The sequence below is a fragment of the Aliiglaciecola lipolytica genome, assembly GCF_018860635.1.
Classification (GTDB): domain Bacteria; phylum Pseudomonadota; class Gammaproteobacteria; order Enterobacterales; family Alteromonadaceae; genus Aliiglaciecola; species Aliiglaciecola lipolytica_A.
Window position 1 is genome coordinate 423805 of record NZ_JAHKPT010000025.1, and the last position, 12281, is coordinate 436085.

The window sequence follows — 12281 nt, forward strand, 5'->3', positions numbered from 1 at the left end:
ACTGCACCCAAAACCCTCTGTGCTTTTCAATAAATTGAAAGTTAACCAGATAGTAACTAATGATATAAAAGATTATGCGTAAATGACTTTAAACTTTAGTAGTTCGCTAAAAACAACGCAAGTTAACCGGTGAATTGATTCCGACCTTTTTGTTTTGCTAAATAAAGTGCTTTATCGGCATTTCGGATAATTTCATTGACTTTGTAAGATTCATTATTGCTTGTGCTATACAAACCAATACTTGCGGTAACGATTCCAAATGGTGACGCTTCGTGAGGCACCTTTAAATTCGCTATTTTTTGTAAAATAGTTTTCGCGATATGCTCAGCTCCAGCCCTATCGGTATCGGGCAAAAGGCATAGAAACTCTTCTCCGCCATAGCGAAATGACATGTCATTTGGACGATGTAAAACGTCTTTTAAAACATTACTGACCGAAATTAGGCATTTGTCTCCACTAATATGCCCATAACTGTCGTTAAAGCGTTTAAACCAGTCGATATCCAGCATAAGGAGTGATAATGGAGACTCGGTGCGACTAGACTGAAGCATATACTTATTCAATACATCTTCGAGTAAATGTCGGTTGTATAGCCCGGTTAAACCGTCGGTAAATGACATTTTTCGCAGAAAGTCAGATTGTGCTTTTAAAGTAAGGTGAGCTTTCACGCGGTTTAACAGTGTAATACCATTAACCGGCTTGGAAACAAAATCGACTCCTCCAGCCTCCCAACATTTATTTTCATCGTTTTGACTTTTAACCGAGGTGATAAAAATAACTGGGATGTGTTGTAGATTTTGATTATTCTTAATTGTCCGACATGTTTCTAACCCCGAAATCCCAGGCATCACCACATCCAATAGAATCAAATCCGGTGTCTGGTGCTGGCAAAACTCTAACGCCTCTTCGCCAGAATGGACAATTTTGGTATTATACAAGTTCGCCAATAAGTCAGCGATAACCATAGCATTGATGGGTTCATCATCGACAATTAAAACAAGTGCCTCTTGCAAGGTACCTTGCTGTACATAATTTTTCCCAATCAACTACTTTGACCTTTTTAGTTATTTAGAAGGTTTATTTTTTACTTTTTGACGTCTTCTTTCGGACTCATTTACTGGAATCAAAAAAAGTAAAAATTACTTTTCCACCAATCAATCGGTAGACGATTGTTCAGCTAGCCATCAGAGTCATGAAAGGACGGAGTTACAACAAAAATTTCGACTTTCTGATGATATCAAAAAATAGATTAAATTCCTTTGGTTTTTCGCCATTTTGAAATGTCTTTAATCGTCCTCAATAAGGAGCTGATAAATAGCCGAAAGAACAAACTAATGTCTGATAAATAATTAACAATTTCAATAACCTAACCCCCTCATCACCAAGACAAATAAACGATAGAGCAGATTTTACTCACAATACATCGGACCAAGGTGAATGCTTCTGACAATTGTTAAAAATGAATAGGAAAGAAGTAATAAAGCAATGCGTCGTGCTGATATAACAACTAGGTGCTTGTTTTTGATTTCTAAAAAGCGGCTTGGGTTAAATCAAAGGGAAAATGAATTACCCACAATATAGAAGCCTATTAATTAATCAAAACTCATTAAACCTTTTGAATACAGCCGAATAAATTGAAATATCAGTCCTCTAGCGGTTGCATCACGTTTAAAATTCCACTAAGTTTTAGCATTCAGGTCTGCTCAGTGAATCAATCGATAGTAGATCAATAATTCGATTGTTCTTTATGCAGTAGGAGTGAACGTTGGAGATGATTACGTCGGAGTATCTGGTGGACAGAATTGCCTCTGGCGAGACTCAAGCTGAGCAACAATTGGTTAATAAATATTGGAAAAGTCTATTTTTTATTTTGAAAAAACAGGCTGACGATGACGAATTAGCCAATGACATAGCCCAAGATACTTTCCTCATAGTTATCGACAACATTCGCAATGGTAAAATTGAAAATAGCTCAGCAGTCGGCGCCTATATTCGTCGGACCGGGCTTAATTTGTTGATAGCCCATTTCCGCAAGGAGTCGCGGCGTAAAACCGAATATTCAGATTCAATCGACTTGGAATACCCAGACACGTCGAAATCCATTTTTAATTCACTCAATTCTGAAAAATTAGTACAAATTGTACAACAGGTTATTGATGAATTACCTGCCCAACGAGATCGAGATTTATTGTATCGTTATTTTGTCTATGGCCAATCCAAACAACTAATTTGCGACGAGTTTGAATTGAGCCCAGCGCACTTCGACAGAGTGTTATACAGAGCGCGCGAAAGACTTAAAGATGTCATTCAACTTAAATTAGGTATAGATCTAAATAAAACAACATTAACATCACTTTTGAGCCTTGCCTTAGCCTGTCAAGTTTCAGTTTCTGCCCAGTCTTCTTCAATTGATAATTTTTTTCACAATCAGGTGAGAGAAATCCAAATCCCGCAACACTTGGTTATTAACACCGACACGGAAGAATAGAACGGCCATTTGGGAAAACTATATAATTATGGTTTGTTGGCTGGAGAAAATAAGAGGTTCTAATGACACCAATGGATCAAGCATATATCGAAAGACGTGATATCGCCAATCGCTATATGCAAGGCAAGCTCTGTGCAGAAGAATGTGAAGAATTTGAAATTTACCTAATGGAAAATCCTGACGTTGTAGACCAATTGCAGCTCGACTCGATGTTTATTAAAGCGTTACCGTTTTTAGCTCAAAGCCCGAAACAAAAACCAACGTTTTGGCAATTGTTGTTTGCGACACCTGCGCGCGCTAGCATAGGTACTCTTTGTGCCGGTGCTCTGCTGTTTTCGTTAGTTGTCAATTTTGAACATTTGGTCACGTCGAATAGTACGTTCTCTTCGCCTTCCATGGTTTACGTGTCTTCAGCAAGAGGCAACACCTCCAATGTTGATCAGACATTTTCTCTTAATGATGTCTCATCATCTGTTTCTCTAGTCCTTCAAGACGAGTTTGATGTTACTAAAACATATCAAATCAACATGTTTATTAACTCCTCATCGAGTCCAATCTATACCGCGTCCTACACCCCTAACACCGAAGGGGAAGTAGTCATATCGGTAGATAAAGAGATGTTGCAAGTTGGTTTGATAGAAATTCAATATTCCCTTGATGAATCAAACAATAGAAATAAGAAATCGTTGGTAGTAGCAGTAAGAGATTAGTTATGTTGGATTTTAGTTTCACCCACAAACTTAAAAAGATGTGGAATCCCGATTATTTGAGTGATCCTGTATTACTGCAAATTGCAGAAAAATTATTGGAAAATAACAATACAGTACCATCAAGTAATCTTGATGCGGGAATGACTTATTTTGGGCAAATGATTGCTCACGATATTGCACCACATACCACCCCACCAGATCACCCAGTCAGAACGGTAAGCAATGAATTGTTACTGGAAAGTCTATATGGTCAAAACAATAGTATTGTGAATGACAGATTTGAGTTGCGTCCAATACAATGGCAAGGGGTAAAAGGTTTCGACGTTGCAAGAGACGACAATGGTAAAGCGCGAATTCCCGAACACCGCAATGACATCAACGATATTATTTGTCAGCTACATGCATTCTGGCAGAATTTTCACAACCAATTAATAGAAGCTCCATATCATTTCGATTTTGAAAATGCTAAATGCCACACCATACTAACTTTTCAGTTTGTGACCATTGAATATTATCTAAAAAATCTTTTAGATCCGCACATTTTTGAGGTGTATTTTAATCAACAGGCAAAGCCTGAATTACCCTTCAAAACCGAGCAGCGCTTAGATTATTTTCACAATAGTGCATTTCGTTTTGGTCACAGTATGGTGAGAAATAGTTACGCACTAAGGCGCTTTCAACCTGAAGTACCGTTGACCTCGTTGTTTGCATCTTCACAAAAAGTACAAGATAAACACGTAATTCAATGGCGTCGTTTTTTTGGAGACAATCAAAAAGCCAATAAAATTGATCTGTCTTTATCAGATGCCATGTCAAAAATACGTTTTCCTTCTGACAATTCAGAAATGATCCGTATTATCTTTAAAAATATATTGGCTGGGCTAAACAAACAAATTCCATCTGGATACAACATTGTTAAAAAAATCAATGCTCAAGCCGAGCTAAACGACATTTTTCAAATGACTCCTCTGGAAAAACTGTCACCGCAATTTGATGGCATTGAAAAGCTCAATATCCAGAACTTGCCACTTTGGACATATATCCTGCAAGAAGCCGCTACCACTCAAAACGGAGAAAGGCTTGGTAAACTAGGGAGTATTCTAATTGCAGATGTATTACATGACGCTATTAATACTAAAGCCCTATCAATTTTCAAAAACGGTACTTATGATAAACGTCATGCATTGATGGTATTAGACGAAGTGAAAGATAAGTTACTCGACGAGAACAACAATGTAGACTTGCATAAACTTTTCAATGTGAACTAAGGAAACTGCATGCCAGACCAAATAATAAGAGAAATTACAGCTTTAGGCATAGAAGCGGTCGAACAATCTGGCGGAACAAAAACGCAGGAAGAAATAGTTTCACAAATTAGTCCTTGGTTTTTTGTTCCACAAAGAAGGTACTTTATTGAGATCAGTAAGAAAAAAATTGCTGATCTACTATATGTACAAGAAACGGCTGTCAATCAAGACGGTTCAAGTGCTAACGAATGGCCTGAGTTATTCAGATTAGCATCAGACAACACCGTATTTGTATTAAATGAAGATAAAACGCAACTGGTCAATATAAACGATGGCATCTCAACCATTATGTTTGATGATTTAGAAGGGTGGCACATCAAAGAATGGACCAACTTTCTACCGGCGGATGACAATCCAGATAGCGATATTATTGCCCATGTGATTTGGCAAGATAAATACGGAAACATAGCTAAATCAAAACACAGTTGGATAGTTTACCTTCTCGATTAACCCGCATCGCTGACTAAAAGTGCCACTTCCTCAAGGTGGCACTAGCTCCAAGTTTCTTATCCCAAACAAAATTTATAGGTTACAATGTGCCATCCATTGTTAACCAAAGACGTGTTTTGCTAAATATGTTCCGTTTTTTGTCCTACAGTCTTATCTTGTTGTGTGCCAGTTTTACCTGTAGTGCAATGGAATCTACCGCATTAACAGTCAATCAAGTTGGCCATGCAGCACTATTGAAGTTGAGTCATGCCGACCAGCCTTTAGAAATTGAAATTTTCGTTAATAATCAATTGATTGAAAAAAAAGATATAGACAGCAAAGATACCGAGTATTTTAGCCTATTTCAGTTCCCACAAACCGTTACTGAAACCAATAAAATTAGGGTGCTGGTAAATTATACTAAAATTTCTCCTAAAATCAGTTTGATAGAATTAGACAATACAGATTATTCTGCGTACCAAAACGTTATCGATATTTTGGCTACTCCTGCACAAACGCAAACTAATCAGCCCTATTCAATTGTTTCGCAAATAACCAATAGTGACGTAAATAGCGACTTCTCCAGATGGACGCTTCGCCGACTAATGGAAAATGCAAAGCAAGTTAAAAATGGCTCTCTTGGCTTTATTACTAGCTTTAATTTAAATCAATTCAGCGCCCAAGACATTATTGCTCAATGCGCAGTTTGGACTTCATCTTTTGAGCCTGAGAGCCAAATAGATGACCCAGTCAAAACTCAAGTTGCCGCACAATTAGCTGCAACTCTGTATGTTTATTCTAAACATCATGGCCAACTTAGTAATGATCAAACCGCGCTTCTAAACCAATCAAAATTTATTCAACATTGTGGAAGCATGTTTGCTGATATCGCCCATTCCCAACAAGCAGGTTTGGATCTGGATGTATACGCTAAAAATTTATATCAACAAGTACTCGAAGCACTATCTAAATCTCCTAATTGGCTGACGGCAGACATACTTCATCACCTTTGGTTCTATTACAATTTTGAAGACAAACATAACTTGGCATTAGAAACCGTTAAAAATGCGATTTCTAAAGCAGAAAATGCCCCTGAATATCGATTTTTAATGGCCGAACTCTATAGTAATGCTTTTTTATCTTCCTACCGAGAAGGCGCGTTTGCTCAAGCTCATAATTATTTAAATAAAGGGTTAAACATTATCAGTGATTCTAACAGCCCAGGTATTGCCCCCTTGTTATTTAGTAAAGGTTTTCTGCTTTTCCAAACAGGTGAATATGACACAGGTTCACGTTACTTTTCCAATACCATAAATCAGGTACAAAACACCTTGCCCAATCAGCAATGGGAACTTGCACGTTGTTTGAATTTAGGTCAGCAAGATTTAATGATTGCAAGAGCCGCGGTTATGATAGGGGCGACAAGTCGAGAGGAAGGTGATTTTGATGGGGCCAATCAATGGTTAGAGTGCGCCGAGCATTTATTGAAGAACCAACAGGATTATTATCAAATTGTATTACAAGTCGAACTCGCAAAAACGGCAATTAAACAAAAAGAATTCACTAAAGCCCAAACACACTTAAACAATGTATTTAACGATCCAAGAACACTTCACACCACTCAAATTGATGCAAAAATCCTGAAATTCAAAATAGACAATGTGTATTTAGCTAAGCCGATTGATAAAAATAAGCTTCAAGAATTAGCAGCACTATTAGATTACGACAGTTTTTATAACGAAGATATTATTGATATTGAAAACAAAACCTACCCCATTAAACAGATCGAAGTATTTACGTTATTAGTCCAAATAAGTCAGCAAGAAAAATCCTTTAAGTGGGTTGATATCTTTGCTGAGAAGGCAATGTCATTAATAGAAAAGAGTCGATTAACCGTAGCCAATCCGCAAGCTTGGAATGCGGCTAGATTTAGTTTTATTAATACCTATATTACCTCGTTATTAGATAATGAGCGCATTAAAAATCAACCTCGTCATCACTACGCCAGACTTTTCGAAGTTTTGGAAAAGTACTATTCAGTTGACCCAAAACAAGAGAGAAACCTGTTTTCTATCGATGAAGTTGCGAGTGAAAATGAGGCGCAAATTCAACTTTTGTACAATATTTGGTTAGCAGAAGAAAAACAGATGTTGTTAAGCGACTCATCAAGCGAAAAACTGCGATTAGTTGAAGCAAGAGATGATTATCTAGCTAGAGTATTGAACGAACAAAATCACGATTCGAAAATTGCTAATATATCCTTAGATGCATTTCAACAATCGTTGCCATCAGATCAAATGTTGGTTAGATATTTTTCTGATGGACACACCATGTTTTCACTTAACGTCACACACAACGATATATCGGTTCAAAAAATAGCAAAAGTGGCAGAGATTGCGGAGATGGTAAAAAACTACGTTCACGGCACATATACTTCTAGTAAACCATGGTTGAACACACAGTTTCGGGATATTTCTTTACTGCCAGTTGATGTCATTGAACAGCAAAAAATAACTAAAATTTTGATTATTCCCGATGAAAGTTTACATAAGATGCCGTTCTCTATGTGGAATATTGCCACAACAGCAGAAAACTACAAACCATTAGTTGAAACCTCACAATCGGTTTTTATTACATCTGCCACTTCATATTTTGAGCAGACATTTTCAACTGACGCTGAGAACTTTGAAATTTCCATTTTTGCAAACCCTGATTTCACTGCACAGGTGAATGACATTACACCTGGATCCATATCTGAACGTTTAACATTAGCGGCTTTACCAGGCACGCTTAAAGAAGCAAAGTACGTAGCTAATTTATTTGCTGGTCACCAAATAAATAAAGGCTTTGCCGAAAATGCGACTAGTCAATTTTTAATGTCTAAAAAAGTTCGTAATTCAAACATTCTGCATATTGGAACACACGGCTATTTCGATAAAAAATTACCGGATATTGTTGGCGTATTAACCGCTGGAGAGAATATTAAAGGTAATTTAACCCCTGGATTTTTAAGCTTAAATCAATTGCTAAGTAAACCTGTATCTGCTGATTTAGTGTTTATTAGCGGCTGCGAAACTATGGTTGGGAAAAATTATAAAGGCTCAGGGATGCGTAGTATTACGCGAGGATTTTTAGCCCAAGGTGCTAAGACGGTGGTGGGTACTATTTGGGCTATTCAAGATCGACCGACTTCAGAATTCGTGAAACAGTTTTACGCAAACTTAGTGGAATCCGAAGGGGACGCCCCCAAAGCGCTACAGTTAACCCAATTTAGATTTCACTCTTCGGGCAAATATCGTCATCCAAAATACTGGGCAGGATTTGTACTCACCTCTTCAAATCAAGGCGACAGTCAGATTTTCGGGCCAGATTTAGCGAATAATTTATTTCCTCAGTAAAACGTGTAAAATTATACCCTTAAAAATCACAAAATCTTCGTGTTGCGACTAATCTATACACAAACATAACGTGAAAAGTACACGGGGCAGCAGGGGCAAAAGTATGAACGATACATTTTTATTCGCTGATGATATGCCGGAAGAAGAGGATTCCTTTGATTATAAATGGAATGTTTTAGTTATTGATGACGAACCTGAAATTCACAACATAACCAAAATCGTACTCAATGATCTAGTCTTTGATGATGGACGACTAGCGTTACATAGCGCCTATACTGCAACCGAAGCTAAAAATATAATTTCAAATAGCCAACACGACTTTGCCGTTGCGATAGTGGATGTTGTGATGGAAACAGTTCATGCCGGTTTAGATTTTGTCAAATGGGTTAGAGAAGATTTAAATAACCATAAGATTCGGCTATTCCTGCGTACAGGACAGCCTGGTGAAGCCCCAGAAGAAAGTGTTATTCGGGAATACGATATCAATGATTACAAAAATAAGACCGAATTAACCGCGTTGAGATTAAAAACCTCTGTTTATTCTGCACTACGTGGTTATAGAGATATCTTAACCATAGAAAAACACCGTATCGGTCTGGAAAAAATCATTGCTGCTTCTTCCGAGTTTATTGAATGTGACACACTTCCTCAGTTTGGTTCGGCAATATTAAAGCAAGTAGCAGTTGTCTTAGGTATCGAGGAAGAGGCGGTAATTTGTTGCGCGGTTGCCAAAGACGCAAATAATAATTTGAGTAATGTTCATATACTTGCGTTGAACCAACCGCAACCGGTTCAGATAGAGACCCCGTTGTCATTGAGTAGCGAAGTTAATGCGCGAATCAAACGGGCATTGGCGCTCAAACATTCGATTTACGAAGAAGATTATTTTATTGGTTACTTTACCACTAAGCGCAACACAGAAAATGTACTTTACGTTGCTCAAAATAAGCAATTAGAACCCATGCAACATCGTTTATTGGAGTTTTTCGCCAACAATATTGCCGTAGCTCATGAAAATCTGAAGCTACGCGATGTCATTAAGGACTCTCAAAAAGAATTGTCTTATATTATTGGCGAAGCGGTTGAAATGCGCAGCAAAGAAACCGGTAGTCACGTTAAACGGGTAGCGCAAACTAGCTACATGCTAGCAAAGCTATATGGTCTAGATGATTTCGACTCAGAGATGATTAAACTTGCCTCCCCACTTCATGATGTGGGGAAAGTAGGGATTCCTGATTATGTGCTAAACAAGCCTGACAAATTAGATAGCCTTGAATGGGAAGTGATGCAAACCCATGCTCAAATCGGGTTTGAAATGTTGGCTAGAACTGATAACCCGATTTTGCAATTAGGGGCTACCATAGCAAGACAGCATCATGAAAAGTGGGATGGCACAGGCTACCCGCAAGGTCTTCAAGGTGAAGAGATTGCTATTGCTGGGCGCATAACTGCACTTATGGATGTATTTGATGCTTTAGGAAGCAAGCGTTGTTATAAAAAACCATGGGCTAATCAGGAAATTATCGATTTCCTAAAGGAGCAAAGAGGCAAAGCATTTGAACCTAAACTAGTCGATTTATTATTGACCAATATTAGTCAGTTTAATCAAGTTAGAGAGCAATACCCTGACAAATTTTAGGCCATATTGCCCACATAAAAAAACGCATTTCAAAGTCAATTTTAAAATGCGTTTAATGGTTCTTGATTATTAAAATGAAGCTACAAGATAAAGCGACTCAAATCTTCATTATCAACAAACTTATCTAGATGTTCATTGACGTATTTAGCGTCTACCAGTACGGATTCGTTTTCCATTTCAGATGCATCAAAAGAAATATCTTCCATTAACCGCTCCATCACAGTATGCAGACGTCGAGCACCAATATTTTCAGTCCGCTCATTCACTTGCCAAGCGGCTTCAGCGATACGTCTTATACCGTCTTCAGTGAAGCTAACTGCAACTCCTTCAGTACCCATTAGCGCAATGTACTGCTCAGTGAGCGAGGCATTTGGTTCTGTTAGTATGCGAACGAAGTCTTCCACACTTAACGCTGAAAGTTCCACTCGAATTGGCAAACGTCCTTGCAATTCAGGTATTAAATCAGAGGGTTTACTCATCTGGAAAGCACCTGAGGCGACAAACAAGATGTGGTCCGTTTTAACCATTCCATGTTTAGTCGATACAGTAGACCCCTCAACTAAAGGCAATAGATCCCGTTGCACACCTTCGCGAGAAACATCGGCGCTGCCAGTGCCTTCTCGTTTACAGATTTTATCGATTTCATCAATAAAAACGATACCGTTTTGCTCAACGTTAAACAGTGCTTTATCTTTCAATTCTTCCTGATTAACTAATCGCGCAGCTTCTTCTTCAACTAAAAGTTTAAATGCTTCTTTAATTTTTAGTTTCTTTTTCTTCTTTTGAGAACCAGATAAATTCTGAAACATGCCCTGAAGTTGATTGGTCATTTCTTCCATTCCAGGAGGCGCCATGATCTCTACCCCTACTTGAGGCAAAGCAACATCAATTTCAATTTCTTTATCGTCTAATTGACCTTCTCGTAATTTTTTACGGAAAGTTTGACGAGTACCTTTATCTTCAACTTTCTCTTTTTCACCCCACGCATTTTCTGGTGGTGGTAAAAGTGTATCAAGAATACGGTCTTCAGCAGCTTCTTCAGCTCGATACTTCACTTTTTCAGTTTCTTGCTCTTTGGTCATCTTAATAGAGATGTCTGCAAGATCTCGAATGATGCTTTCTACTTCTTTACCAACATAGCCCACTTCTGTGAACTTGGTTGCTTCTACTTTAATAAAAGGAGCATTGGCCAATTTAGCTAGGCGACGGGCGATTTCGGTTTTACCAACACCAGTAGGACCAATCATCAAGATATTCTTTGGGGTTACTTCCTGACGTAATTCAGGTTCTAATTGCATACGACGCCAGCGATTACGAAGTGCAATTGACACTGCTCGCTTTGCATCTTGCTGACCAATAATGTGCCTGTCCAACTCGTGGACAATTTCTCTTGGGGTCATCTCAGACATAAAAAACCTTTAAATAGTGTCGCACTGAGCGATTAAATCAGTGCTATTAAAATTAGTAATTCAACGTTTCTATTGTTTGGCTGTGGTTGGTAAACACACATATGTCACCAGCAATCGTCAGACTCTTTTCTGCGATTTCTTGTGCGCTCAACTCTGTATTTGCCAGTAACGCGGTAGCTGCCGCTTGGGCATAGGGACCACCTGAACCAATAGCGATGAGATCTTGCTCTGGCTGCACCACATCACCATTACCGGTAATGATAAAAGAAGCGGTATGATCAGCCACGGCCAATAACGCTTCTAACTTACGTAACATCCTATCGGTTCGCCAATCCTTTGCCAGTTCTACTGCAGCTTTAGTTAAATGCCCTTGATGCATTTCCAATTTACTTTCGAAACGCTCAAAAAGAGTAAAAGCATCGGCAGTGCCACCAGCAAATCCGGCGATTACTTTGTCGTTGTAGAGTCTACGCACTTTTCGTGCATTGCCTTTCATAACAGTGTTTCCTAACGAAACCTGCCCGTCACCTGCGATGACGACTTGATTATTGCGGCGTACGGATACAATGGTAGTCACGTCTGCTCCTTGTTTAGATCAACTTTATCAACCCACGTTAAATGCGAGTCACGATTCATGGAGTATATGTGGGGAGCGGGAAGGAATTTTCAAGCATTAAGGTTTAAGTATCTTAAAAAATGAAGACGATATAGGTGGATCAGCCCCAAATTTCACGTTTTGGCCTGAAGGCCATGCTACAAATGCAAAACAATCTGTAGGCGGGCGCTTTAGCCCCGTGAGAGATTTTAAATCCATGTCCTAAAGGCCATGCTACAAATGCAAAACAATCTGTAGGCGGGCGCTTTAGCCCCGTGGGAGATTTTAAATCCATGGCCTAAAGGC

9 protein-coding genes are annotated in these 12281 nt (G+C 38.6%); 6 read left to right on the forward strand and 3 right to left on the reverse strand.

What is annotated here, in order from left to right; all coding sequences use genetic code 11:
* Nucleotides 1-122: 122 nt before the first annotated feature.
* Nucleotides 123-1046, reverse strand: coding sequence for a GGDEF domain-containing response regulator (locus KO530_RS14350; protein ID WP_216049127.1), 924 nt, complete (start codon nucleotides 1044-1046; stop codon nucleotides 123-125).
* Between the two features lie 746 nt (nucleotides 1047-1792).
* On the opposite strand from KO530_RS14350, the gene KO530_RS14355 reads away from it, so the two are divergent.
* The 6 genes from KO530_RS14355 to KO530_RS14380 all read left to right on the forward strand — a co-directional run bounded on the left by KO530_RS14355 (nucleotide 1793) and on the right by KO530_RS14380 (nucleotide 9971).
* A complete protein-coding gene (locus KO530_RS14355) occupies nucleotides 1793-2488 on the forward strand; it encodes an RNA polymerase sigma factor (RefSeq protein WP_216049128.1) in 696 nt (231 codons plus the stop codon).
* A 62-nt stretch (nucleotides 2489-2550) separates the two neighbouring features.
* Nucleotides 2551-3198 (forward strand): hypothetical protein, encoded by a 648-nt coding sequence (locus KO530_RS14360; RefSeq protein WP_216049129.1) that lies wholly within the window; start codon nucleotides 2551-2553, stop codon nucleotides 3196-3198.
* A gap of 2 nt (nucleotides 3199-3200) precedes the next feature.
* Nucleotides 3201-4466, forward strand: a complete 1266-nt coding sequence (locus tag KO530_RS14365; protein WP_216049130.1) for a peroxidase family protein — start codon at nucleotides 3201-3203, stop codon at nucleotides 4464-4466.
* A gap of 9 nt (nucleotides 4467-4475) precedes the next feature.
* Entirely contained in the window at nucleotides 4476-4955 is a 480-nt protein-coding gene (locus KO530_RS14370; protein ID WP_216049131.1) for a hypothetical protein, read from the forward strand.
* Between the two features lie 86 nt (nucleotides 4956-5041).
* On the forward strand, nucleotides 5042-8332 hold the full coding sequence (locus KO530_RS22245) for a CHAT domain-containing protein (protein ID WP_216049132.1): 3291 nt from the start codon (nucleotides 5042-5044) through the stop codon (nucleotides 8330-8332).
* Nucleotides 8333-8435: 103 nt separating this feature from the next.
* Nucleotides 8436-9971 (forward strand): DUF3369 domain-containing protein, encoded by a 1536-nt coding sequence (locus KO530_RS14380; protein WP_216049133.1) that lies wholly within the window; start codon nucleotides 8436-8438, stop codon nucleotides 9969-9971.
* An 80-nt stretch (nucleotides 9972-10051) separates the two neighbouring features.
* Here KO530_RS14380 and hslU read toward each other — a convergent pair whose 3' ends face one another.
* Both hslU and hslV read right to left on the reverse strand, forming a co-directional pair.
* The gene (gene hslU, locus KO530_RS14385; RefSeq protein WP_216049134.1) at nucleotides 10052-11380 is read right to left on the reverse strand and encodes an HslU--HslV peptidase ATPase subunit; all 1329 of its coding nucleotides are present in this window, start codon (nucleotides 11378-11380) and stop codon (nucleotides 10052-10054) included.
* Nucleotides 11381-11432: 52 nt separating this feature from the next.
* Nucleotides 11433-11957, reverse strand: coding sequence for an ATP-dependent protease subunit HslV (gene hslV / locus KO530_RS14390; protein WP_216049135.1), 525 nt, complete (start codon nucleotides 11955-11957; stop codon nucleotides 11433-11435).
* Nucleotides 11958-12281 lie beyond the last annotated feature (324 nt).

Bases quoted from the DNA above. Each gene is read 5' to 3' on its own strand.
- KO530_RS14365 (WP_216049130.1), top strand. From the start codon at position 3,201: ATGTTGGATTTTAGTTTCACCCACAAACTTAAAAAGATGTGGAATCCC.
- KO530_RS14370 (WP_216049131.1), top strand. From the start codon at position 4,476: ATGCCAGACCAAATAATAAGAGAAATTACAGCTTTAGGCATAGAAGCG.
- hslU (WP_216049134.1), bottom strand. From the start codon at position 11,380: ATGTCTGAGATGACCCCAAGAGAAATTGTCCACGAGTTGGACAGGCAC.
- KO530_RS14360 (WP_216049129.1), top strand. From the start codon at position 2,551: ATGACACCAATGGATCAAGCATATATCGAAAGACGTGATATCGCCAAT.
- KO530_RS14380 (WP_216049133.1), top strand. From the start codon at position 8,436: ATGAACGATACATTTTTATTCGCTGATGATATGCCGGAAGAAGAGGAT.